Origin of the sequence: Prevotella sp. FD3004, from assembly GCF_000746155.1 — a bacterium.
Classification (GTDB): Bacteria; Bacteroidota; Bacteroidia; order Bacteroidales; family Bacteroidaceae; genus Prevotella.
The window spans coordinates 558,418-583,747 of sequence record NZ_KN050819.1; the positions used below are offsets into that span (position 1 = coordinate 558,418).

At 45.9% G+C, this 25,330-nt stretch carries 25 protein-coding genes; 11 read left to right on the top strand and 14 right to left on the bottom strand.

All coding sequences use genetic code 11. The annotated features are described in order from the left end of the window. The 4 genes from T325_RS09400 to T325_RS09415 are packed head-to-tail and all read left to right on the top strand — an operon-like array spanning position 1 to position 2,489. Positions 1–429, top strand: coding sequence for a DoxX family protein (locus tag T325_RS09400; RefSeq protein ID WP_036912848.1), 429 nt, complete (start codon positions 1–3; stop codon positions 427–429). Positions 430–431: 2 nt separating this feature from the next. Further along, a complete protein-coding gene (locus tag T325_RS09405) occupies positions 432–1,118 on the top strand; it encodes a nitroreductase family protein (protein WP_036912851.1) in 687 nt (228 codons plus the stop codon). Continuing rightward, positions 1,115–1,375: a hypothetical protein gene (locus tag T325_RS09410; RefSeq protein ID WP_036912853.1), complete on the top strand. Its 261-nt coding sequence runs from the start codon at positions 1,115–1,117 to the stop codon at positions 1,373–1,375. The genes T325_RS09405 and T325_RS09410 overlap by 4 nt, the downstream gene beginning before the upstream one ends. A gap of 1 nt (position 1,376) precedes the next feature. Continuing rightward, positions 1,377–2,489 (top strand): radical SAM/SPASM domain-containing protein, encoded by a 1,113-nt coding sequence (locus T325_RS09415; RefSeq protein WP_036912856.1) that lies wholly within the window; start codon positions 1,377–1,379, stop codon positions 2,487–2,489. A gap of 54 nt (positions 2,490–2,543) precedes the next feature. Here the strand turns inward: T325_RS09415 and T325_RS09420 are convergent, their stop codons facing one another. Next, positions 2,544–3,326 (bottom strand): PhzF family phenazine biosynthesis protein, encoded by a 783-nt coding sequence (locus tag T325_RS09420; protein WP_036912859.1) that lies wholly within the window; start codon positions 3,324–3,326, stop codon positions 2,544–2,546. 134 nt (positions 3,327–3,460) lie between these two features. Continuing rightward, complete coding sequence (gene ppdK, locus T325_RS09425; protein WP_036912862.1) at positions 3,461–6,181, bottom strand: pyruvate, phosphate dikinase; 2,721 nt, start codon at positions 6,179–6,181, stop codon at positions 3,461–3,463. A 202-nt stretch (positions 6,182–6,383) separates the two neighbouring features. On the opposite strand from ppdK, the gene rlmD reads away from it, so the two are divergent. Together rlmD and T325_RS09435 are read left to right on the top strand one after the other, a co-directional pair. Next, positions 6,384–7,817, top strand: a complete 1,434-nt coding sequence (gene rlmD, locus T325_RS09430) for a 23S rRNA (uracil(1939)-C(5))-methyltransferase RlmD (protein WP_036912864.1) — start codon at positions 6,384–6,386, stop codon at positions 7,815–7,817. Between the two features lie 94 nt (positions 7,818–7,911). Beyond that, positions 7,912–9,087 (top strand): porin, encoded by a 1,176-nt coding sequence (locus tag T325_RS09435; RefSeq protein WP_051949829.1) that lies wholly within the window; start codon positions 7,912–7,914, stop codon positions 9,085–9,087. On the opposite strand, the gene T325_RS09440 is transcribed toward T325_RS09435, so the two are convergent. Beyond that, on the bottom strand, positions 9,084–10,562 hold the full coding sequence (locus tag T325_RS09440; RefSeq protein WP_036912867.1) for an oligosaccharide flippase family protein: 1,479 nt from the start codon (positions 10,560–10,562) through the stop codon (positions 9,084–9,086). The genes T325_RS09435 and T325_RS09440 overlap by 4 nt on opposite strands. 97 nt (positions 10,563–10,659) lie before the next feature. Here T325_RS09440 and T325_RS09445 point away from each other — a divergent pair, with 97 nt between their 5' ends. The 3 genes from T325_RS09445 to T325_RS09455 are packed head-to-tail and all read left to right on the top strand — an operon-like array spanning position 10,660 to position 13,618. After that, a complete protein-coding gene (locus T325_RS09445; protein WP_036912870.1) occupies positions 10,660–11,583 on the top strand; it encodes a glycosyltransferase family 2 protein in 924 nt (307 codons plus the stop codon). Next, complete coding sequence (locus tag T325_RS09450; RefSeq protein ID WP_036912873.1) at positions 11,568–12,527, top strand: glycosyltransferase family 2 protein; 960 nt, start codon at positions 11,568–11,570, stop codon at positions 12,525–12,527. Before T325_RS09445 ends, T325_RS09450 begins: the two co-directional genes overlap by 16 nt. Next, positions 12,524–13,618 carry a glycosyltransferase family protein gene (locus T325_RS09455; protein ID WP_036912876.1) on the top strand — a complete coding sequence of 365 codons (1,095 nt, stop codon included), beginning with the start codon at positions 12,524–12,526 and terminating at the stop codon, positions 13,616–13,618. The genes T325_RS09450 and T325_RS09455 overlap by 4 nt, the downstream gene beginning before the upstream one ends. Before the next feature lie 62 nt (positions 13,619–13,680). On the opposite strand, the gene T325_RS09460 is transcribed toward T325_RS09455, so the two are convergent. Then, positions 13,681–14,247, bottom strand: coding sequence for a 30S ribosomal protein S16 (locus T325_RS09460; protein ID WP_036912878.1), 567 nt, complete (start codon positions 14,245–14,247; stop codon positions 13,681–13,683). Between the two features lie 99 nt (positions 14,248–14,346). Here T325_RS09460 and T325_RS09465 point away from each other — a divergent pair, with 99 nt between their 5' ends. Continuing rightward, positions 14,347–15,297 (top strand): glycosyltransferase family 2 protein, encoded by a 951-nt coding sequence (locus T325_RS09465; protein WP_231622222.1) that lies wholly within the window; start codon positions 14,347–14,349, stop codon positions 15,295–15,297. A 485-nt stretch (positions 15,298–15,782) separates the two neighbouring features. On the opposite strand, the gene T325_RS09470 is transcribed toward T325_RS09465, so the two are convergent. From T325_RS09470 to T325_RS09480, 3 genes are all read right to left on the bottom strand, one after another. Beyond that, positions 15,783–16,256, bottom strand: a complete 474-nt coding sequence (locus T325_RS09470) for a hypothetical protein (protein ID WP_146063112.1) — start codon at positions 16,254–16,256, stop codon at positions 15,783–15,785. A gap of 172 nt (positions 16,257–16,428) precedes the next feature. Further along, on the bottom strand, positions 16,429–19,458 hold the full coding sequence (locus T325_RS09475) for a glycoside hydrolase family 2 TIM barrel-domain containing protein (protein ID WP_036912885.1): 3,030 nt from the start codon (positions 19,456–19,458) through the stop codon (positions 16,429–16,431). A gap of 20 nt (positions 19,459–19,478) precedes the next feature. Continuing rightward, a complete protein-coding gene (locus T325_RS09480; RefSeq protein WP_036912888.1) occupies positions 19,479–20,189 on the bottom strand; it encodes a DUF2461 domain-containing protein in 711 nt (236 codons plus the stop codon). Between the two features lie 73 nt (positions 20,190–20,262). Between T325_RS09480 and nth the strand changes: the two genes are divergently transcribed. After that, positions 20,263–20,913, top strand: coding sequence for an endonuclease III (nth, locus tag T325_RS09485; protein ID WP_036912891.1), 651 nt, complete (start codon positions 20,263–20,265; stop codon positions 20,911–20,913). On the opposite strand, the gene T325_RS09490 is transcribed toward nth, so the two are convergent. The 7 genes from T325_RS09490 to T325_RS09520 all read right to left on the bottom strand — a co-directional run bounded on the left by T325_RS09490 (position 20,914) and on the right by T325_RS09520 (position 25,248). Further along, a complete protein-coding gene (locus T325_RS09490; RefSeq protein ID WP_036912894.1) occupies positions 20,914–22,326 on the bottom strand; it encodes a hypothetical protein in 1,413 nt (470 codons plus the stop codon). Continuing rightward, positions 22,316–23,044, bottom strand: coding sequence for a glycosyltransferase family 2 protein (locus tag T325_RS09495; protein ID WP_036912897.1), 729 nt, complete (start codon positions 23,042–23,044; stop codon positions 22,316–22,318). Before T325_RS09495 ends, T325_RS09490 begins: the two co-directional genes overlap by 11 nt. Then, positions 23,041–23,454, bottom strand: a complete 414-nt coding sequence (locus T325_RS09500; RefSeq protein WP_036912900.1) for a GtrA family protein — start codon at positions 23,452–23,454, stop codon at positions 23,041–23,043. Before T325_RS09500 ends, T325_RS09495 begins: the two co-directional genes overlap by 4 nt. 79 nt (positions 23,455–23,533) lie before the next feature. Next, positions 23,534–23,977, bottom strand: a complete 444-nt coding sequence (locus T325_RS09505; RefSeq protein ID WP_036912902.1) for a hypothetical protein — start codon at positions 23,975–23,977, stop codon at positions 23,534–23,536. A 13-nt stretch (positions 23,978–23,990) separates the two neighbouring features. Next, positions 23,991–24,338 carry a hypothetical protein gene (locus T325_RS09510; protein WP_143058299.1) on the bottom strand — a complete coding sequence of 116 codons (348 nt, stop codon included), beginning with the start codon at positions 24,336–24,338 and terminating at the stop codon, positions 23,991–23,993. Between the two features lie 58 nt (positions 24,339–24,396). Then, on the bottom strand, positions 24,397–24,936 hold the full coding sequence (locus T325_RS09515) for an RNA polymerase sigma factor (RefSeq protein ID WP_036912907.1): 540 nt from the start codon (positions 24,934–24,936) through the stop codon (positions 24,397–24,399). A gap of 6 nt (positions 24,937–24,942) precedes the next feature. Beyond that, positions 24,943–25,248, bottom strand: coding sequence for a T9SS type A sorting domain-containing protein (locus T325_RS09520; protein WP_036912910.1), 306 nt, complete (start codon positions 25,246–25,248; stop codon positions 24,943–24,945). Between the last annotated feature and the right edge of the window lie 82 nt (positions 25,249–25,330).

Here is a 25,330-nt window from a genome sequence, read left to right on the forward strand (position 1 = left end):
ATGAAGTATATAAAATTATGTTTCCGCTTGCTATTAGGTCTCTTTATGACCTATGCAGGTTTCAGCCATTTGACCATCGCGCGTCAGGAGTTTGTAGCTCAGGTACCCACATGGCTACAGTTCAGCGATGGGTTCACCGATTTCGTTGTACTCGCATCAGGCGTAGTAGAGATATGCCTCGGACTGGGTATGTTATTCCTCTGGAAAAAGAAAGCACTCGTCGGTGCGCTGCTCGCACTCTTCTATGTGCTCATCTTCCCTGGCAACATCAACCAGTATGTGAATCACATCGATGCCTTCGGACTCGACACCGATCAGGCTCGTTTCATCCGACTCTTCTTCCAGCCCGTACTCATATTCCTCGCCCTGTGGTCGACAGGTGGCTGGAAATACTGCAAGAAATGTATAACGATTGTAAAAAATAAATAACTATGACAATACAAGAAGCTATCGAAGCCCGTCACAGTGTAAGGGCTTACAAGGAACAGCCACTAACAGAAGGAGTAGTCAAAGTGCTGAGAGAGAAGATTGCAGAACTCAACAAACTGGGCAACTTGCATATACAGCTAATCCTGAACGAACCCAAGGCATTCCAAGGGAAACTGGCTAAATATGGTAAGTTTAGCGGAGTGTGCAATTACTTTGTTATGGCAGGAAAAAAGTCGAACGACTTGAACGAACGTGTAGGTTACTACGGCGAGCAACTGGTGCTGCTGGCCCAGACATTAGGATTGAACACCTGCTGGGTAGGACTCAGCTACTCAAAAGTGCCTGGAACCTACGTACTCGAAGATGGAGAAAAGATTGCCTGCTATATCGCGCTCGGCTATGGAGAGACGCAGGGGGAAGGCCATAAGGTGAAGACCGTTGAGCAAGTGAGCAACGCCAGCGATGTGACTCCATCATGGTTCAAGAAGGGCATAGAAGCCGCCCTGCTCGCGCCAACTGCTGTGAACCAGCAGAAATTCTCCTTTGAATTAGCAGGAAGAAAGAACGGTCGCCCTCAGGTGATTGCCAAGAAAGGATTCTCAATGATAGGCTATGCTCAGCTGGATCTGGGTATCGTAAAGTATCATTTCGAAGTGGGCGCAGGTAAAGAGAATTTCGAGTGGGCATGAAGAGAATAAAACAGTGGCTGCAATCCCTTTCGTTCAAGACAGGCGTCATCGTCCTATTGTGCTGCATCCCCTTCTATATCCTGTCCTTCGCCCAGATGCTGCTTCCTATCAGTGCTGCAGCAAAAGGCATCCTTTGGACAGTTCTTTTTGGAATGGCGAAGACATGCCAATATGGGGGACTAACCATTCTTGGAGTCGAAGGATATAATCGGGTGAGAAATTGGATGAAATTCAAAAGGGAAGACACAAATCATTAGAATGGAACAAGTAAAAATTGACTTGGCGACCTACATGAACGGCAGCATCAGCCGCATCATGGCAAAGGCCTATAAGAACGTTTTGTCGAATCCGCGCGAGGCAAAGTTTGCATTCCGCATGCAACAGTTGTTTGCCAAATCGGAAAAAAGACGCAAGAAAGTACAGGAAAAGGAGGGCATAGATGTCCCCCCTTTCCTCATTAGCAGTATCTCAACAACCTGCAATCTGCATTGCAAAGGCTGTTATGCCCGCAGTAATGGTATAGCTAACGACCAAGAGACCGAACGCAAGGCAACAATGACACCCCAACAATGGCAGCAAATTTTCACCGAAGCTGCCGATATGGGCATCAACTTCTCGCTATTGGCGGGTGGTGAACCTATGATGCGTAAGGATATTCTGGAGGCTGTGGCCAAGGTGAAGGATATGATCTTCCCTATTTTCACCAATGGCACCCTCATAGGCCCCTCATATATTGAATTCCTTAGCAAGCATCTGAACATGGTGCCCATCATCAGTATTGAGGGAACAGCTATGGGAACCGACGAACGACGCGGACAGGGTGTGTTTAAACGTGCCATGCAGTCGATGGAACAGCTGAAACAGGAAGATCTGTTCTTTGGCACAAGCATCACGGTAACCACAGAGAACTATAAGATGGTAACCTCGTCCGAGTTTATCGACCAGCTACGCTCATACGGCTGCAAGATCGTGTTCTACATTGAATACGTACCAACCGAAGCTGGAACTGAGCATCTGGCATTCAGCGATGAACATGTGGCTGAGATGGAACAGGTGCTTGAAGCCCGCCGTGAGGAGTACGAAGACATCATCTTCCTATCGTTCCCTGGCGACGAAAAAGCTCTTGGAGGCTGTCTGGCCTCAGGTCGCGGTTTCTTCCATATCGGGCCAGATGGTAGCGCAGAGCCATGTCCGTTCTCTCCTTTCAGTGATAGTAATGTGGCCGAGATGGGCATACGACAAGCCCTACAATCGCCACTCTTCCGGAAGATTCGTGCAGCACGTACACTCGGATGGGAGCATACAGGCGGCTGCACACTTTTCGAACATCGCGATGAGATAGAGGAAATGATCTCTCCTCGTCTCTCGTGATGGAGTCATCACATAAAACCTGAGATCCGACACATTCTGCGCGTTTTTACTCAATTAATCCTCATCTACATACAATTCATCAACAGAATATAAAACAGCATTGCCTGCAAGAAATATCTTGTTGCCTTCTTTCCTGCAATAAAGTATTCCACCACGTTTTGATGCCTGGAAGGCCACCAACTCCTCTTTTCCTAACGTGTCTACCCAATAGGGGATGATGTGGCAGTGGCCGGAACCGCAAACAGGGTCTTCAGGAATGTTAAGCTTCGGACCGAAACTACGTGAAACGCAATCTTCCTTCTCTCCTTTGGCCGTAACATGAACTAGCAGACCATCTATCTGTTTAATTTTCTCCAAATCAGGATTCAGACTCAAAACAGCCTGCTCATCATCCAGTACACATAGCAAGTCACGGGCAATATAAGCCTCTCTGACAGAAACTCCCAAAGCATCCTCCATGGCAGTCGTTACGGTTGTCGGCCTCAATTCATAGGCAGGAAACTCCATCTCATATAAGTTACCCTTGCGTGTCACGATTAATTCGCCGCTTAAAGTGGTAAATACAACCTGATCTGCATCCTTTTCATAATAATTGAGCAAGACGAAAGCTGTTCCCAATGTGGCATGTCCACAAAGATCAATCTCACCCCCAGGTGTGAACCAACGCAAATGCCACTTTTCACCCTCTTTGACCGTAAATGCGGTCTCAGAGAAATTGTTCTCACGAGTGATGTTCATCATCATTTCCTCGCTTGGCCACTTCTCCATAACACAAACGGCTGCTTGATTGCCGTGAAACACAGAGTCTGTGAAAGCATCTACAACATACTGTCTCATTTAATATTCCTTTCTTTTATAAATTACGATTTATCTGTTTATTATGCTATTATCTATATGCTCGTATAGGCATAAAAATAAAAAAGGGACCTGCCAAGCGAAAACAGGTCCCTTTGCAGTTATATATGAGTATTCTACTCCTCAACAGCTGCCTGTGCGGCGGCAAGGCGGGCGATGGGCACACGGAATGGAGAGCAGCTAGCGTAGTTCATGCCAATCTTAGCGCAGAACTTAACTGAGCTGGGCTCACCACCATGCTCACCACAGATACCGCAACGAAGCTCAGGACGAACCTCACGCCCCTCCTTAACGGCGAACTTGATGAGACGACCTACGCCCTTCTGGTCGAGTACCTGGAATGGGTCAACCTTCAGGATCTTCTTGTCGAGGTAAACAGGCAGGAACGAAGCGATATCGTCGCGGCTGTAACCGAAGGTCATCTGAGTAAGGTCGTTAGTACCGAATGAGAAGTACTGAGCCTCAGAAGCAATCAGGTCGGCAGTCAGGGCTGCACGCGGGATCTCAATCATCGTACCAATCTCGAACTCAACCTCGATACCATACTCAGCGAATACCTCCTTAGCGGCATACTGGATGATCTCCTTCTGCTGCTTGAGCTCGTTGATAGTACCAATCAGAGGAACCATGATTTCTGGCATTGGGTTCTTACCCTCCTTCTTCAGCTCGCAAGCTGCAGAGAGGATAGCCTTGGTCTGCATAGCTGTAATCTCAGGGAATGTGATACCCAGACGGCAACCACGGTGACCCAGCATTGGGTTGTTCTCAGCGAGTGAGTCAACACGGCGCTGGATTTCCTCCAAGCTTACGCCCATCTCCTTAGCCATGGTCTGCTGACCAGCCAGATCGTGGGGAACGAACTCGTGGAGAGGAGGATCGAGCAGACGGATATTAACGGGCAGACCATCCATAGCCTCGAGGATACCCTTGAAGTCAGCCTTCTGGTAAGGCAGCAGCTTGGCAAGTGCCTTCTCACGTCCGGCAACGCTATCAGCCAGAATCATCTCACGCATAGCAACAATCTTCTGATCCTCGAAGAACATGTGCTCGGTACGTGTAAGACCGATACCCTTGGCACCGAAAGCGCGAGCTACCTGTGCATCGTGTGGAGTATCAGCATTGGTACGAACCTGCAGCTTGGTGTACTTGTCGCAGAGGTCCATCAGCTCCTTGAAGTCGCCTGAAAGCTCAGCAGCCTTTGTTGGAACCTCGCCAGCATATACCTGACCAGTTGTACCATTCAGAGAGATGAAGTCACCCTCCTTATATGTTACGCCGTCGATCTCAACGGTCTTGTCCTTATAGCTAACATTCAGAGCACCTACACCTGATACGCAGCACTTACCCATACCACGAGCCACAACGGCAGCGTGTGAGGTCATACCACCACGAGCGGTGAGGATACCCTCGGCAGCAGCCATACCAGCGAGGTCCTCAGGTGAGGTCTCGATACGTACGAGTACTACCTTATGTCCATTCTCATGCCACTCCTTAGCGTCGTCAGCGTGGAATACAATCTGACCGCAAGCAGCACCTGGAGATGCAGGCAGACCCTGTGCAATAACCTTAGCAACAGAGAGAGCCTTCTTATCGAATACTGGGTGGAGCAACTCGTCGAGCTTCTGAGGCTCGCAGCGCTGGATGGCAGTCTTCTCGTCGATCATACCCTCGTGGAGCAGGTCGATAGCAATCTTAACCATAGCAGCACCAGTACGCTTACCGTTACGTGTCTGGAGGAACCAGAGCTTGCCCTCCTGTACGGTGAATTCCATATCCTGCATATCGTGATAGTGGTGTTCCAGCTTGTCCTGGATACCATTCAATTCGGCATAAATCTCAGGCATGGCCTCCTCCATCGAAGGATACTTGGCTACGCGCTCCTCCTCAGAGATACCAGCACGCTCAGCCCAGCGCTGAGAACCGATCTTTGTAATCTGCTGTGGTGTGCGAATACCAGCAACAACGTCCTCACCCTGAGCGTTAACCAGATACTCACCGTTAAACAGGTTTTCACCGTTAGCAGCATCGCGGCTGAAGCATACACCAGTAGCTGATGTATCGCCCATGTTACCGAATACCATTGCCATTACTGATACAGCTGTACCCCACTCGTCGGGGATTCCCTCCATCTTACGATACAGGATAGCGCGCTCGTTCATCCAAGAACGGAACACAGCGCAGATAGCACCCCAGAGCTGCTCGATAGGATCGTTGGGGAAGTCCTTACCTGTGCGCTCCTTGATGGCAGCCTTGAACAGCTTAACCAGCTTCTTCAAGTCCTCAACTGAGAGGTCCTTATCCAGAACAACACCGCTCTCCTTCTTAACCTTCTCGATAATCTCCTCGAATGGGTCGATATCAGTCTTGTTTACAGGCTTCATCTCGAGTACAACATCGCCGTACATCTGTACGAAACGACGATAAGAGTCGTACACGAAGTGAGGATTATTTGTCTTCTTGGCCATACCCTCTGCAACCTCGTCGTTCAAACCAAGGTTCAGGATGGTGTCCATCATACCAGGCATTGAGGCACGGGCACCAGAACGAACAGATACCAACAGAGGATTCTGGGCATCGCCAAACTTGCAGTTCATCAAGTTCTCTATATGCTTCACGGCAGCCATTACGTCATCGTTCAGCAGTTCCATAATCTTCTGCTGACCAACCTGATAATATTCGTTACAGCAATCTGTAGTAATTGTGAAACCAGGAGGAACAGGAACGCCGATGTGGTTCATCTCAGCAAGGTTAGCGCCTTTACCGCCAAGTTCCTCACGCATTTTTGCATTACCTTCGGCCTTACCATTACCGAAGAGGTAAACTCTTTTTGTACTCATAAGTCAGTTAAACTATTAATTGATAAATTGTTTTTTTGCTTTTAATTCCGCAAAGATACCACAATTTGATGTATTATCCAAAAAAAACAATGAAAAATTGTAATGTCGACCTTACATTTTCACTTTTTTAGCCACAGATTACGTAGATTTAGAAGAATTTTAGGGATAATTTTGTACCTTTGCAGCCAAATTAGAGAAAAAGATGGCAAGAAACAAGAAACCTTTACCACTCTTAGAGAGTGTAACGATAGAGGCTGTTGCAGCAGAAGGAAAGTGCCTGTTCCACTGGAACGACATGGTGGTTTTTGTACCTTTCTGTGTGCCTGGTGATGTATGCGACGTGCAGATTCGCCGTAAGAAACACTCATTTGCTGAAGGTGAAGTTGTACGCTTTATTAAATATAGTAATGTACGCGCGATTCCTTTCTGTCAGCACTTTGGTGTATGCGGTGGCTGTAAATGGCAGAACCTTCCCTACGAAGAACAGATAAAGTTCAAACAGCAACAGGTGAAAGACCAATTAACACGCATCGGCAAGGTCGATTTACCAGAATTCCGTCCTATTCTAGGGAGTGTAAAGACACAAGAGTACCGCAATAAGCTGGACTATGGTTGTGCCAACAAACGTTATCTAACAAAACAGGAGATTGCAACCCTACCTAATGACGAGAGTCAAAGCCTAAAAGACATACCCGCCATAGGATTTCACATCACAGGTGCATTCGACAAAATTCTACCCGTAGAGAAATGTTGGTTGATGGATGATCTGCATAATAAAATTCGCAACGAAATTCGCGACTATGCCATAGAGAACAGCATCACGTTCTTCGACCTCCGCCAGCAAAAAGGTCTGCTACGCGACGTTATCATTCGAAATTCCAACACAGGTGAATGGATGGTAATAATTCAGTTCCATTATGACGAGACAGGAGGTAAAGATGAGGCTCTTGGATTACTGAAACATATATCCGACAAATTCCCAGAGATCAGCTCGTTACTATATCTTGACAATCAGAAGTGCAACGATACTATCGGTGATCAGGACATATTGGTATTCAAAGGTAATGACCACATATTTGAGACCATGGAAGATCTGAAGTTCAAGGTGGGGCCAAAGAGTTTCTACCAGACCAACACCGAGCAGGCATACCATCTATACAGTGTTGCTCGCGAATTGGCCGATTTGAAAGGTGAAGAGCTGGTATACGACCTCTATACCGGCACAGGAACCATAGCCAACTTTGTAGCTAAAAAGGCTCGCAAGGTAATTGGAATAGAATATGTGCCCGAGGCCATTGAAGATGCAAAAATTAATTCGGAAATAAATCATATCGACAACACGCTCTTCTATGCTGGCGACATGAAGGACATTCTAACCGATGATTTCATTGCCAAACACGGACGTCCTGATGTGATTATCACCGACCCGCCACGTGCAGGAATGCACCCCGACGTAGTAAAGACCATCCTCCGTGCTGCACCCAAGCGCATCGTTTACGTAAGTTGTAACCCTGCCACTCAGGCCCGTGACCTACAAGACTTCGACGAGGCATATAAAGTGGTTGCCGTACAACCTGTAGATATGTTTCCCCACACACCACATGTGGAGAACGTGGTATTATTAGAACAACGTTAAAAATAGTATAATCAGGAAATATGGGGGATTATATTTGGAATATTGAACTTTTTTCCCTATCTTTGCCCCCATATAACCTAAAACAAAAAAAATCATGTTAAAGAAAACATTTTTACTCATCGTGCTGATGACAGGTTTCGTTGGCACCATGAATGCAGAAGAACCAGAGGTACTTAATGCAGAAGTACAAAATGCTCAGGAAGTACAACAGGAAAAGAAAACTGTTGTAGAGGTTCCGCAGTGGGTTAAGAACATTAAGTTTAGTGGTTATGGCATGCTCCAATATCAGGGCGAAGATAAAGAAGGTGCACATACCAACACTTTCAACCTGCGTCTGGCCCGTTTCATCCTCGACGGTAAAATCGGCGACTTCGATTGGCGTGCACAGATTCAAGGTACCAACGTAAAAGGACCAGGCGAACCTACCGTACAGTTGGTAGACCTCTATGCCGAATGGCGTAAATACCCAGAGTTCAAGATCCGTGCAGGTCAGTTCAAGCGTGCGTTCACATTTGAGAACCCCACCCACCCCATCACTCAGGGTTGGTATTCGTACGCCATGGTTATCAATAATCTCTCTGGTTTCGGCGATCGCACTGGCGAAAAGTCATCAGGCGGTCGTGATATTGGTCTTCAGTTCTCGGGAGACCTGTTCCCCAACGCCAACGGTCGTCGTACATTCCACTACCAGATAGGTGTATACAATGGTGAGGGTATTAACCAGAAGGATAAAGACAACAAGAAAGATATCATCGGAGGTTTCTGGGTAATGCCTATTCAGGGACTTCGCATCGGTGCCTTCGGATGGACTGGTACTCGTGGTGAGATGGCTGCGACCTATACAGGTTATGTATACAGCCAAGATGGAGCATATGTCCCATATCCAACTACCATGAACACAACAATCAAGAGCGCTCGCAAGAACCGCTACGCCCTTTCCGCCGAGTACGACAAGAATGAGTACACCTTCCGTGCTGAGTATCTGCATAGCCAAGGTTATGGTGCAAATCTTGAGCTAGGCGACAAGGCCGACGGTTGGTATGCTTTCGGCATCGTGCCTGTAGTAAAGAGCAAGCTCCACGCTAAGGCCCGTTACCAGACCTATCGCGACAACAAGGAATGGAATCGTGCTAAGACTATGTACGAGATCGGTCTGAACTACTTCTTTACGAAGAACTTGCAGCTCAATGCAGAGTATGCACTTGTAAACGAGCGTGCTGCTCACAAGAATCACAACTTCGTAGATATAGAATTAGACTTCCGCTTTTAACGCAGGAAGCGCTTGGTGAGTGCTTGCCACAGATGAGTTTTACTACGCAGAACTTGGAGCGACAAACCCATACTAAGCAATATGACTAAAGCACTTGCCGCCCAATAAAGAACGCCTTCGGCGGTGAGTGTCAGCATATAAGCCAAAAGACCAAGTGCGATCTGAACGACAGCATATCTATATACGGTTACCGAACTACGGTAACCGTATTTTTTATATGCATAGGCATTGACTAACAGATACTCAAAAAGATGAGCCAAAGTAACGGCAATTCCCGTACCGAGAAGCCCCCACTGACGATAACCGAAAATAACAAGGAGAACAAATACTACATAATAGGAGGTCTCAAGAAACAGATAGGAAAGCGAATAACCTCTGGCAAGAGTGATATATGCCACAGGAAGAGTCAGTACCTTCATATACATGGCCAAGGCAGCAACCTGAGCCATTCCCACCACAGGCAGAAACTGCTGACTGAATAATAATGGCACAAGGATTGGCAGAAAAACTACTAATCCCGCCAACATAGGCGATATCAGCAGCAATGAGACCTCCATTTGACGGTTAACGGTATCGTTCGTAGTTGCAATATCATGCTGAACCCCTGACAAACGAGGATAATAGTCGGCTTCCATAGCGGAAAAGACCATACCCGCATAGGTAATAGTTAGCATATAGCCTGCATTATAGAGTCCGAGTACATCAAGGTCGCCTGTCACGTTCAGATAGGAACGAATAAACATCTCAGATGCAGTACCCACGATAGCCGCCAACGTATAAGCTACGCCAAGACGCACCATATCCATTCCCTCGCCCAAGATGCCACGAGCACCACAAAGCATCAGCGGCATCAGGCGGAAGGATTGACGCACCGTGAGCAACATGGTTGCTAAAGCCATCAGCACAATGACAGGTACGATGCCAGACTCACCGAAGACATAATAGATAGGAACAGAGATGACAAGAGCAGCAACAACCGTCAACACCTGAATCACGGCCAATGATCCAAGGCTGCGCATGCCTTTAAGTATAGCCGTCTCGCCACCAGTAATAGCCAGCATACCGACAGCAGGCGAAAGTAACATGAAGTGAAGGCTGTGATTACCCCAGGCAAAGGTAGTCTGACTCAGCAACGGCCCTATAGCCACACATACCAGCATACCTATCAAAGCCGTAAGCAGGCACCATCCTCTGATTACTTTCACAAAATGTTCCAACTCTTCTTTCTGGCCTCCATCATACAGGGCTGAAATATGTCGCACTGCACTGAAAGATATGCCAAGATTAGTAGCCTGAGAAACAAAACCTACTGTGGTATTAAACAATGAGGCCAGGCCCATGCCCGATGGACCGAGTATTAATGCAACAAGTTTTGTACGTACAAGTCCTAAAACAATACTCAGCCCTTGCACGCCACCGAAAATACCTGTATATTTCAGTATATGCCGATAACTTTCGTTAGATTCTTTAGCCATATAATAAACCAAACGCAAAAGTACGCAAATTATTTCAAATGAAAAGAAAAAAACATTTTTCTTTTGCATTTTGCTCACTTATTCGTAACTTTGCCCCGTGAAACTAAGTATAATCATCCCTGTCTATAACGTAGAGGCCACACTCAATAAATGTATAGAGAGTGTTGTCAATCAGGATTTCAGTAACTATGAACTGATTCTTGTCGACGACGGATCACCAGACCGTTGTCCCCAGATATGCGACAGATGGGCACTTAAGAGCGAAAAGATTTCCGTAATACATAAGAAAAACGGTGGTTTGAGTGACGCCCGCAACGCAGGTATTGACGTAGCCAGAGGTAAATACATAACCTTCATCGATTCCGACGACTATATCGGCGAACACACATTTGCACCTGTAATGGATTATATAGCCAGAAATCCAGAAGTAGACATCTTAGAATATCCCGCACAACTGTTCTATGGCTCGCCGAACCATCATGAGCTGGCTTTTCCTGAAGAAACGGTATATAACAATATGGAGGCATACTGGTTTCAAGGACGTGCTTACCAGCATACCTATGCTTGGAACAAGATATACAAGAAGGAACTCTTTGACGAGGTCAGGTTCCCTACGGGTGTTGTTTTCGAAGACATCTATACACTATATTGTCTTCTCAAGAAAGCCAGCATCGTGGCAACTATCAACTCGGGATGTTACTACTATTGCTATAATCCCAAAGGCATTACGGCTACTGCCGACAATTCGGCCATGCGCATGCTACTCCATCATCATGTGAGTATCATCATGGATACACAACGACGTGACAAGGACTTTCAAGCCTATTACATGCAAGTGGTCAACATACAGATAGATGTTTTTGAAATGACTGGCGAAGTACCAATACTACCCGATATACATATGAATCCCAAATATTTCAACGGTATTCAAAAGCTCAAATCTATCGCATTAAACATATTGGGTATCAAATCATTATGCAAACTCACCAGACTCTTTCATAACGTATGGAGAAACCACTAATCAGCTTTATCATTGCCTACTATGAACTACCTGCCAGGATGCTTTGCGAGTGTATCGACAGTATACTTGCCCTATCGCTTCGTGCATTCGAGAGAGAGATCATCGTAATAGACGACGGTTCGGCAAACGCTCCAATGGGCGAGCTCACGAAATATGGTGAGGACATCATCTACATCAGACAGGCTCATAAAGGACTAAGTGTAGCAAGAAACACAGGCATACAGATGGCTACAGGCACCTATCTGCAATTTGTAGACAGTGACGATAAGCTGATACGACCTGCCTATGAACACTGTATCGATTTGATTCGCTTCAACGCGCCAGAGATGGTGATGTTCGACTTTACCCACAAGCCATCGGACAACCCAAACTACACAGACAGCGAACCGCAGAAAGGCAGCAAGCTCATGCGCCATCAGAACATTCGCGGAACGGCATGCGGTTATCTCTTTGCCCGTTCCATTTTGGGCAATCTGAGATTCACCCCTGGTATCTGTCACGAGGACGAAGAATTTACCCCCTTGCTATTATTACGGGCAGAGAAAGTTATATGGACCGATGCCCAGGCTTATCTGTATCAGCAGCGCCAAGGCTCTATCAGCACAGGAAATCACATACGTCAGCGGCTGGGACGCTTGGAAGACGTGAAGAGCATCATTATGCGTCTTAGTGTTCAAGCCGACAGACTTCCAATAGACGACCGGTCAGCTCTGCAACGCCGTGTGGCCCAACTCACGATGGACTATCTCTACCAGATTATCCGGCTGAAAAGTCCGAGCCATTATATCGAGCGCAAAATCGAGGAGCTACGACAGGCAGGGCTCTACCCTCTTCCTAATCAGGACTATACGTCGAAGTACGTATGGTTCCGCAGATTGATTAATACTCAGGCAGGACGTTCTGTCCTAACACATCTCATACCACTGCTCAGCAAAGAACGATGAAAGTATTACTTGTTGGCGAATATAGCAATGTACACGCCACGCTTGCCGAAGGGCTCCGCTCATTAGGACACGATGTGACCGTTGTATCCAATGGTGATTTCTGGAAGAACTACCCCAGAGATATCGATGTGGCTCGAAAGCCGGGCAAATGGGGAGGTATCTGCCTGATGGCAAAGCTATACGGACTATTGCCGAAACTAAGAGGTTACGATATCGTGCAACTCATCAACCCTATGTTCTTTGAACTGAAAGCCGAGCGTTTATTCTGGTTTTATAATTATCTGCGCCGCCATAACAAGAAGGTGTTTCTTGGCGGCTTCGGTATGGATTGGTATTGGGTTTACACCTGTACGTACAAGAAACTTTTACGTTACAGCGATTTCAACATCGGCGAGGAGCCACGTACTGACAATGAGGCTATAAAATACCAGCAGGAGTGGCTCGGCACAACCAAGGAGCGTCTGAACCGTCATATTGCAGAGGATTGCGACGGCATTATCACAGGACTATATGAATACGATGTGTGCTACCGCTTCCACTTCCCCCAAAAGACGACATATATTCCTTTTCCCATCAGACAGCAGAACGGCATCACGGTAAATAGTGACACAAGCGATAAAATCAAGGCTTTCATTGGCATCAATCGTGAACGTTCGGCATATAAAGGTACCGACATCATGTTGCAGGCCGCCCTTGACATCAGCCACAAATATCCTAAGCGGTTCGAACTCATTAAAGCAGAGTCAGTCCCCTTCGCCCAATATCAGAATATGATGGACGAGGCCGACATTCTGCTCGACCAACTCTACAGCTATACCCCCTCGATGAATTCTCTGCTGGCCATGTCGAAGGGAATCATCTGCATAGGCGGAGGCGAGAGTGAAAACTATGACATTCTCGGCGAGACTGAGCTGCGCCCCGTTATCAATGTGCAGCCCAATTATGAGAGCGTGTATCAGGAAATAGAGGAACTTATACTGCATCCCGAGCGCATTCCAGACCTGAAACGCCAAAGCCAGGAATACGTCCGCCGTCATCACGATTTCAAGAAAGTAGCGCAGCAGTATATTGACACTTGGAGCAAAAAATAAAGGCTGCACTTTTACATGCAGCCTTCATCTTAATTCTTAGTTGTTGTTCTTTCAACGTCAGCTTATGCCTCAGCAGGAGCAGCCTCTTCAGCAGCAGCCTCAGCGGGAGCCTCAGCAGCAGCGGCCTCAGCAGCCTTTGCAGCCTCTTCCTCAGCCTTAGCAGCAGCCTCGGCAGCCTTCTTGTCAGCTACCTTCTTGGCAATAGCCTCGTTAACGGCCTTCTCTGCCTTCAGTGCGTTGGCAGCAGCTTCCTTCTTAGCCTTCAGCTCATCCTCACGAACCTTGTCGAGACCCTTCTGCTTGTCAGCCTTCCAGGCATCGAACTTCTTCTGTGCGGCAGCCTCGTCGAAAGCGCCCTTCTTCACGCCACCACGCAGGTGCTTCATCAGGTAAACGCCCTCACGGCTCAGAATGTTACGTACTGTGTCTGTGGGCTGGGCACCAGTCTCAACCCAATAAAGCGCACGGTCGAAATTCAAGTCTACTGTGGCAGGATTGGTGTTAGGATTATAAGTACCAATCTTCTCAGTAAATCTACCATCTCGTGGTGCACGAGCGTCGGCGATAACGATGCTGTAGAAAGCATAACCTTTGCGACCACCGCGCTGCAATCTGATCTTTGTTGCCATAAATGCTTAATTTTTTAATTGTTAAATTTGAATTTCATGCTCTTAACTCGTAAAAGCGGGTGCAAAGGTACGAATAAAATAACAAATAAACAAGTAATTATGAAAATATTTAGTATCTTTGCCAGCGAAATGAGCAAAATCACAGAATTATCAATACTGATTCCGAACTACAACACGGTTTGTCTGCCGTTAGTACAGCAGTTGCAGGCGCTTCTGCAGGCGACTCTCATTCCCTACGAGATCCTTGTAGGCGACGATGGCTCCGACAACAAAGAGACAATCGCCTCTAACCTCCCCATTTCCTCACTCAGCAACTGCCAATACATCCTGCGTGAACAGAACGTCGGGCGTGCGGCCATCCGCAACTTCCTGGCCCAGAAAGCCCAATATAGCTTTCTGTTGTTTATCGATAGCGACATGACGGTGCTCAACAACCAATTCATTACGCGCTACCTGAAATGTCCCTGCCTGGGCGTTATCTGCGGGGGCGTGAGCATTCACGGCGACGAAGAATGCCTGAAGGATCGCTCGGTTTCCAGCCGTTTGCAAGGCAAGAACCTGCGCTACCTCTACGAGAAGGCCGAGGAAGACAAGCACATCGCGAGCCAGCGACAGGCATCTCCTTATCAGCATCTGCACACAGCCAACCTGCTCATTCGCCGCGAAGTGATGCTTCAGCATCCTTTCGATGAGCGATTCCGCCATTATGGCTACGAGGACGTGCTGCTGGGAAAGACTCTCCGACAACATCGTATACCAATCACCCATATCGATAATCCGTTGGGATTTTGCACATTCGAGACCAATGCCGACTTCGTGAGCAAGACGGAAGAAGGCCTTCGCACCCTATACACCTTCCAGTCTGAGCTGAAAGGCTACTCGCGACTGCTGACACTGGTCTCTGGCATCCACATCCCCCTCATCCTGTCAATCATCCGATTGGGACATCGTCTCTTTCACAGGATAGAAAGGCGAAACCTCTGTGGCCCCCACCCGTCTCTACTTATCTTCAAACTCTATCGCCTTGGTTACTTTCTGTCGCTCCACTAAGTCCTTGCGTTCCAAGCCTTTTCAAGAGCCCATGATTATTATTGACAAAGCGCCTCGTAAGAATCGCATCTTTGTCACCAAGCCATCCACAGATCGCAAATACGCGAGTTTTGAGCCGTTTCCGTAAGTCATTGAGAACGTGATCGTTACGGAAAAGCCTTATTTCAGCCCCTTGTTCAGACGTCATCTTTCGGTACAAAACAAGTTGTTTTGTACCCGAAAAGACTATCTCCACCACCTGTGGAGACTACTTGAGCGCGCATAAAACAACTTGTTTTACCTGAAAAAGCCCTAAGTTTGTCGTAAGGAAACCCATAGTTTGCCGTAATGAAACCCTAAGTTTGCTTACGACAAACCCGTTTCTTGTCGGTAACAAACATTAAAAGCGCCTCCCGCTGCTCTAGATTGAGCAAACCAGAAGGCGCTTTTTTATGTATCTATTCTTTACAATCCAGCAAAGAAGTCTTCCCTTTATCCTTGGTCAACTACTGTGCCAAATCGAAAGGAATGACCGAGAATGTAAGCTTCTCGTAACCCTCAAAGTCGTCGAACTGAACCTGGAAATTCTCATACTGATAGTAGTTACCACCAGTATTGTGAGTATCCTTAATAGAGTTACTCTTGGCCAATGTGTTGAGAATCTGGTTGTATACGACCTTATCGTTCTTCTCGTCCTCAATCTGAATAGCCATAGAAGTAACATAGCCGTTCTCGATCTTGTATGTATATTCACCAGCAGCATAAAGCTGGAAAGCATCAGTCTCGAGAATGGTCTCTAGCTCACCCACCTCATTCTCAAGGTCTTCTTTTGACCAATTCACATAGTTAATAGGCTCGAGATTCTCGTCGAGCTTAATATAGGTGGTGTCACACTCATTGGTGACATTCGTCTCCTCTGCGTAAGTCATAGTAGCACCCGCCAGTAAAGCGAGCATCAAAATCGTAATCTGCTTTTTCATTTTCATTTCAAATCATCTCTTTTTCCGCTGCAAAGGTACTAATTTATAAGGTATACACCAACTCTTTTTGGCAAAAAATTCATAAAATATCCACTTATGGCCGACTTTTTGACAAAAGTCAAGCCATAAGTGGTATCATTTTGCTCACAGAATGAGCTATTCAGAGTGCAAATTAATTGATAGGCTTGATGACGAAGGTGAAATCGTAAGCCTTGCAGGGCACCATATACTCCTTTCGTGGCCATGCTCCCCATGAGTTAACACAACCGAGTCCCATCTGTCGCTGCTGGATGTGAACCTGCGTGAGAGGGCGCTCTACGAGGTCGCCAGAGTGATGACCCCAGACCTTATCTTTCACAGGTCCGTCGTCGAGGTCTTCAATCAGGTAGTTCAATGCACTGGCTTCCATTGGTGCATTTGAATAGAACTCAAGTCCCTTACCCTGTTCATTGAGTACACGGAACCAGCGTATATCTGTATGATTTCCAGACTCCTGCGGACGGACATACGAGAAATATTCATCAGCCACCTTATTGCCATAAACGCCAATGAACTCTGATGAGTTGCGATCGATATAGTTCTCAACAGGGCCACGACCATAGTACTTGACAGTGTTATACTGCTTCGGCATCTGAAGCGTCATACCATAACGGAACATAGGAACGATATCAGAAGACGATGGTTCAAACTGCTCGCGAACAATCACTTCACCTTCAGCTGACAACGTATAGGTCATCGTCAGTTTAGCCTTCACGTCAGGCATCTCGAAAACAGCTACCACAGAATTGCCTTTCACCTGACAATCAGCGAGTTTCATCTGAGGATTCTTCCAAACGCCCAGTCTGTTCTGAAGTTGTGCGCCATAGTCATTATCAGTTGGAGCACGCCAGAACTCAGGCACGATAGAGCAGCGATCGAGCAACATCGGTTCACCGTCTACATCAAGATAGTCAATCCATCCGCTCCATTTACCGATGGTCAAAGAAGTACCAACCACATCAAACTTCACATAGCTTTCTGTCTCCTCTTTCGCTACCGTAGCTGTCTCTGCCTTGATCTCTGGGAACTTGTAGGGCTGGACAATGAACTGCTGACGAGCCAGTACCTGGCCTTTCTCTATGAGCGGCTGAGCTTCACGGCTGCGGAACTCGAAGTTAACAAGTATCTCCTCATCTGCATGGTGAGCAAGCACCTTCGTCAGCATCTTTGCCAATCCTTCGTCGACAATAGTCTTACGCTGCTGTGGAGCAATACCGCTGACGTCGATAGTACCACTGTGCTTCTTAACCTTCCACACTAGTTCTAAATCATCGATTGACTTGAAGAAGTTTTCGTTATACACCTCCAACTTACCATCCTTCAGTCCCTTATCGGTAATCCATACATTCTGATAGTAATAGCCCACCTCATGAGCATGGGGATTCAGACGGCGATCGGGGGCAATGATACCATTGCAGTTGAAGTTATAGTCAGAAGCAGGATAGCGTCCGTAGTCACCGCCATAGGTGAAGATTTCTTTTCCCGTGACAGGGCTCTTGTCGCGCAATCCCTGGTCAACAAAATCCCAGATATAGCCACCCTGATACTTTGGATACTTGCGGATGAGGTCCCAATACTCCTTAAAGCCACCCATTGAGTTACCCATGGCATGAGCATACTCGCACTGGATAAGCGGACGGGGATTATCACCCTTGGCATACTTCTCACAGTCTTCATAGCCCAGATACATCGGACAGAAGATATCTGTCTTTCCGTCATGACGAGCCTGCTCGAACTGGCAGGGACGTGAATTGTCGTAGGCTTTCACCCAATCGTAGGCCTTCTCGAAGTTAGGACCGTAACCAGCCTCATTACCAAGAGACCAAACGATGATTGAGGGATGGTTCTTATAAGTCATGACATTGCCCTCCTGACGCTCAATATGCGCCTTGGCAAACGCCTCGTTCTTGGCGAGCGTCTGCTCGTGATAGCCCATACCGTGACTTTCGAGATTCGACTCTGCCGTAAGATAGATTCCGTATTCGTCGCAGAGGTCATACCAACGGGGATCATCAGGATAGTGACAAGTACGTACAGCATTGATATTCAGCTGCTTCATAATCTTAATATCCTGAATCATACGTTCTACAGAGACGATATAGCCACCATCAGGATCAAGCTCATGACGGTCCGCTCCCTTAATCAGGATAGGCTGTCCGTTAACCAGCAGCTGTCCTCCTTTTATCTCAATATGACGGAAGCCAATCTTCTGTTTGATAACTTCCTGGACATCCTGACCTTTCTTTAATAATATATATAAGGTATAAAGGTTAGGCGTCTCGGCTGTCCAGGCTTTAGCATCAGCAACAGTCGTATTCAGCCCCTCGGCCACCAACTTTCCTTCAGCATCAAAGAGCTGTGCTTCAACGTCGGCCTTGCCACCGGCAAGCTTCACGTCAACATCAAGAAGTCCCTTTCCATCAACATAATCCTGCTTCACGAAGATATCCTGAACATGAACCTTTGGGGTTGCATAGAGATACACTTCACGGGCGATACCAGTGAAGCGCCAGAAATCCTGATCTTCGAGGTAAGAGCCATCACACCAGCGCATCACCTGCATGGCAATAAGATTTTTGCCAGGCTTCAGATACTTCGTGATATTAAACTCTGCTGCAACCTTGGAGTCTTCAGAGTAGCCCACATATTTTCCATTTACCCAAACAGAAAGGTTACTCGTGGCAGATCCTACATGGAAGAACACCTCCTGACCTTTCCAGCTGACAGGCAGTTCGAATGTACGGCGATAGGACCCCGTATAGTTATTAGTCTCACCGATATATGGAGGATTATTCTTAAAGGTTGTACTCCACGCATATCCCGCGTTCTTATAAGTCTTGTCGCCATAGCCATTCAGTTCGAACAGACCTGGCACTGGGAAATCTACCCACTTGGCATCATCGTACTTCACACTAAAGAAGTTCTTCGGCGCATCCTGATGGTTCTTAACGAAATGGAATTTCCATGTTCCCTCCATAGAGAGAAAACGGTTAGACTGCGCTTTGTCACCTTTAGCCTTGTCGATGTTCTCGTAAGCAAAGAAATGAGCATGACGCATTTCACGATTCTGCTGATTTGCATTAGGATCCTGCCATACGGGTAACTTCTGGGCATTTACAGCCAAAGCAGCCAGACAGGCCATTGATAGAAATAGTTTTTTCATTTTTCTTTTTGTTTTAATTATTATTCGTAGTCGTCGATTACGGCATTCATAAAATCCATCATTGGTTTGGCAACACGAAACATATGTTCCATCTCGTCGAGCCAGCCATCGCCCACGAAGAAATCTTCAGGCACAGCATGCCAGGCACAGTAGTTCTTCAAACGAAGATATTTCACATATTCCCAGTCTTTGGGGAAACCTGCTGGGCACGTCTTCAACTTTTCCAAACCAAAACCTTGTGGCTGGTCCCAGTAGGCAATGGAATTATCCTGTCCCTCATCATTGAAATACCTTTTAAACTCTTCGTTTTCCACACACTTCAGCCAAGCCTCGGTATTACCCATAATTTCATTCCTACACGAAGTGAGAATATTAGTAGGCAACCAATAGTTCCCTACTGCCAACACACAGTGATCGGGTTCCAGATGGATATAGTAACCGCCTCGCAATGCCTTCTTGCCCTTTGCATCAATATAGGCACCTAAGTGATTCTTATAGGGTGATTTATCAGCAGAGAAACGAGTATCACGGTAGAATCTGTATGTACAATCTTTCACCGTAAGGTGTGCAATCTCAGGGTCAAAAGTCACTATACGTTCTATCGCTTGACTAATACCCCGTTCAAACTCTGCCCTAACCGATTCATACTCTGCTTTATGCTCCTGAAACCAAGGTCGGTTATTATTCGCCATCAGCTGACGAAGAAAACTAATGATTCTTTTACTATCCATAGCGCTGGTTTTGGATGCAAAAGTACAAAAAATATTTGGGAATCTGCAATTATTTACGTACTTTTGCAATAAGATGAGAAAAGAAGAAAGATACGATAGAATATTGGCATACTTCCGCGAACAGATGCCAAACGTGAATACCGAACTGGAGTTTGGTAGTATTTTCCAGTTGTTAGTAGCAGTCGTACTGAGTGCGCAATGTACAGACAAGCGCATTAATCAAGTCACACCCGAGTTATTCAGACATTATCCCGATGCCAGAAGCATGGCTATGGCTGAGCCCGAAGACATCTTAGATTATATCCGCAGCGTGTCCTATCCTAACGCAAAAGCAAGTCATTTGGTGGAAATGGCCAGGACTCTTGTAGAGAAGCACAATGGCGAAGTTCCTTCTGACATGAATGCTTTACTCGACCTGCCTGGCGTAGGCAGAAAGACCGCTAACGTGATTCAGAGCGTGGCGTTCGGAAAGTCGGCACTCGCTGTCGACACACATGTCTATCGTGTAGCCCATCGTTTAGGGTTGGTCGATAAATACGACAATACCCCTTTTAAGGTTGAACAGAAACTTATCAAGTACATTCCTGAGAAGGATATCCCCGATGCCCATCACTGGCTATTGCTCCATGGGCGATATGTATGTACATCAAGAAAGCCACACTGTGAAAAGTGTGGCCTTGAAGATATCTGTCCTAAACTCATTGAGGGCTCTAAATTAGGATAATCAATTTCTCTGATAGATGTCCTGTGACTCATCATCAAGAGGACGGAAGGGCGACATGTCGTATTGTTTCGTGAACTTCGAGAATCGGGTGATAATATAATAATCACAATCTACCTCTCCAGGCATCACAACCTTCGATGGGTCGTCATCATCTATTTGTAATACAAAACGATTGGGATAGCCGTCTTTCTGTGCCTCATTCCTTAATGCACCATATTCATACAGGTAACGGAAGTCTGGATTCATCCAATAATCCACGAACAACTTATCGTAAGAACTGTTCTGTTTCAATTCGGTAAATTCCAGAAAAGTCTTCGTGTCAATATTGGTCGAACCAAGTTCTGACAACGGTGTCGTGCGGCAAACCTGCATCAAACAGAACAGCACAAACACTTTAATATACGAATGGATTGGAATAATTAGGAAGAAACGCTCTACGAGAGCGATAGTCAGCACCACCGTCAATGCCATAGAACCGCGAACGTCCAAAGGGAATATCCTCAGCAGAGAAAGAAGACAATATACCAAAAATACCACTAAAAAGAGTGATTGACTGGGAAGCACCACCACACCTTTCTTATAATCATATATCACCAATAAGGCATTCAGTGCTCCAAATAAGAACAATGGTGTTAACCATGCATGAGCACTTGACCCTAAGTAGAGATAAGATTCAGCAGAACCTGCAGGGTTCTGATGCATCAGCATCACAACCAGCACAACCAGTAAGACTACTATCAAAGGAACCGCATAATATGCCAATCTGGCTACCAGCTTACCAAACGATAATCTCTCATGCAACAAGCCCAAAAAGATCCACAAAGATACGCCAATGACAAAAACAACGAAATCGTAACGTGAGAGACTGAATACTGACAACCAAATCCCCAAAACTAGCAGGAAACGCTTTGTCAAGAGAACCGAATGAAACCTTATCAGATAGACGGCTCCCACAACGCCACACATCTCCATAGTATAACCACGTACCTCGCCCATCTCATTGGCTGTTACTTCCCATAAAAACAAGAGTGTTGTCAGGAAAGCTGCTTCCAAAATGTTCTTACTCGACTTATAGGTATAGAGGAACACAACACTCGCAAAACCAAGGAAAAACAGATAAGGAAGCAAACGTAGGAAAAGCGTACTGCTATCATTAATCAGTAACCAAAAATACAGAAGTACAGAAAAGCCTCCTGGATCGAGATTGTAATGACGATTATTCTCTATCACATCGCTCAAACCTCCAGATGCAGCATATACCTCTGAATAATGATTCAGTCCTTTCGATATCCAGAACTGTCCCGACTCGTCGAACCACAGCCAGGGATTACGAAGAGCATTATATGAAAACACAGCAATGACAGCCACACAGACTATCAAGGTCATCATCGTTAGGATTCTCTTAGCCAACATGTCTCAGATTCTTATTGATTGTATAGAAGTCGTTCAGCGCCTTGCGGCCAATCTTCACTATGCGCTTCATATTGATAGAGTTCACCCCTCCTTGACGAGGCTTGAAAGTAATAGGATACCACTTGCATCGCTCATGCCATTTCACCGCAATAGCAGAGATGGCCACATTACAAAGAAAGTAGTCCTCTGGTATCACAGCCATGATACGTTTCAGACGCTCAACGTTCATCAGGCGGAAAGGCGTATTAGCATCGGTTACCCACACATGGAACATCAGCCATACAACCATCTTCAGCACTTTAGTCACAAACACACGTGACATTCCATCCTGACGATTATTACGATTTCCAATTTGGAAATCATAATCCTCCGCATGTTCAATCATTTGCCATATCTCATTGGGATTGGTCTGTCCGTCACTATCGGTTTGGAAAACGAAATCGGCTCCCTGTTCAATAGCATAACGATATAGATAAAGCACGGTGGCACCATGTCCAGAGTTTGGTTTATCCAAGGGTATCAGCATAGGATACAACTCCCGTAGGCCCAACATCTTATGATATGTATTGTCTTTGCTACCATCATTCGCAATGACAAGATGGCATTTGCAGTCATTACTATTCAAACGCTCTACCACAGGATACCATTCCTTAATAGTCGTTTCAATGTTCTCCGCCTCATTATACGCAGGCATCACAATATACAAATTATTAATCATGCCGAAGTAGGTCTAAAAGTTATATACTTATTAATAACAAATTGTGCGATAACCACCAATCCTATTGACAGCAGCTTAGAAACAATCTTATTCATCTCCAAACAATCAATACAGACATACAGAATCAGATTACTCATCAACATACCACACAAACCCACTGTGAAGAATATCAGCATTCGTTTAATAGTCTGATCTTTCACCTTGAAATTGTATGTCCGGTTTAAAGTAAAACTGGTAGTGATACCTGCAAGCACACTTACACAATTTGAAAACAGATAATGCCAATTAAATACATTGACGAACAATGTATAAAGAAGGAAGTCCAGTCCAGAAGAACAACTTCCAATAATCCCATAAAGAATGAGATTACGATATTTTCGATATAAGTTCTTAATCAGATAACGTAACATGGATTGACCTTTGAGTTGCAAAGGTAGTCATTATTATCCAAAAACTTCTTGTTTTTTACTGATTTTTTTCACAAAAAGATTATTTCTTGGGCTGAGCCCTGTCTTTCTGTCCCCAGCTCCTGATGGCAAAGCGGTGGAAACGATTCTCCGCGATAATTACATCATAGACCTTCGAGGCAGGAATAACTTTAAAGAACTTATTATGGTAAGTCTGTAGGATTACCTTCTGTTCCAACTCCAGTTCGTCACGCTTCTGTACAGCTAACTTACATGCTGCTTCTTCTGCGGGTTTGTTTCTACCCAAATCCTTCATTTTCTGCCATACCACCCGTTGTTTGTGCTGCATCTCTCTGTACAAGGGGAAGAACTTAGCTGCCTCTTCAGGAGTCAGAGAAGCCTCCTTGGTGATAAACTGTTCCAAATCGGCTTGGAACTTCTCAGGTGAGAACTTCTGAGGATCATGCGCAAAAGCTGCCACTATTGACAGCAACACTACGACGACACTTAAAAAAAATCTTCTCATTTCATTCTAGCGTTTAGTTCTCTGATAAGTAGGCATAAATATCATGATTATCAAGCATCATGTAGTCAGCAGCTTCATCAATATAGGTATCTGCCTCATCCTGCTGCAAGACCTTCTGCGCCTGAACCTGAGTAGTAGCAGACTGCTCCGATGGCATGGCAAACCAAATCGTAGCACTGATAACAATTGCGCACACACTGGCTGCCGCATAGAATATTGGGCGTAACCAGATAGACTTTGCGCGAGGCTTCAACTCCTTCATTGCAGCAACAGGCTTTTCTGGAAGCTGCTGCATCATCTGAGCTGTAAAGTTGTCAAAATAACCATCAGGAACGCGAAACGCATTTCGCTTCCCAACCATGTCTTCTATGTACTTTTCTTCTTTCATCGTATATATGACGTATCTATATTCAAAAGGTTTAATCACGCGCCTTAAAAAAATCTGAGATTTTCTTGACGGCTATGTGATACGAAGCTTTTAAGGCCCCCTCAGAGGTATTAAGCCTTAGACTCATCTCACTATATTTCATATCCTCGAAGTAGCGCAACTGAAAAACCGTACGCTGCACATCAGGCAAAGATGCGATTGCTTCCTGAAGCAGGGCTTCAGCCTCAGAGCCATCGAAATAAGAATCGGCCATAAGCATATTCGCTACCGAAAGATCCTCATCAGCACCTGAGACCATATGTTTATTACGACGCAACTGATCCAGACTCTCGTTGATAGCGATACGTGATAGCCAAGTAACTATTTTTGCATCGCCCTGAAAGTTTTCCAAGCCGTTCCAAGCTTTCAGAAAGGTATTCTGAAGCACATCGTTCGCATCGTCATGGGTCAAGACGATACGACGTATCTGCCAATAAAGCTGTTCGCTGTATTTTCTGACCAGCAATTCAAAGCCCCTACGCTGAGTAGAGGCATCAGAAAGCAACTGAAAAATCTGCTGATCTTCAATCATCGTACATCAGTGTATGGAGACCTTACGCACGACCTTGCCTACCTTAATAACATAACAGCCCTTATTCAAATCCAACTCAATACGCTGGGCAGGACTATTTATCTGATATTCGGCAACCTTGCGGCCCGTCAGGGATATCACCTCAAGTTTTTGCCCCTCGGCGCCGCTCACGATAATAGTACGTCCCTCTGCGGCAATTGTCACCTCGCCATCCATCTGATCCACAGCCATCAATTCCATCATCACAGGAACCGACAGAACTGGCATCGACAGCATGGTAAAAAACAATAGCGAGAGTACACTTTTCCTCATAAGCAATTCTATTATCGTCCGTGCAAAGGTAGAACAATCTTTTGAAATAGCAAAATTTTTATGCAAAAAAGGCGGGTTTATA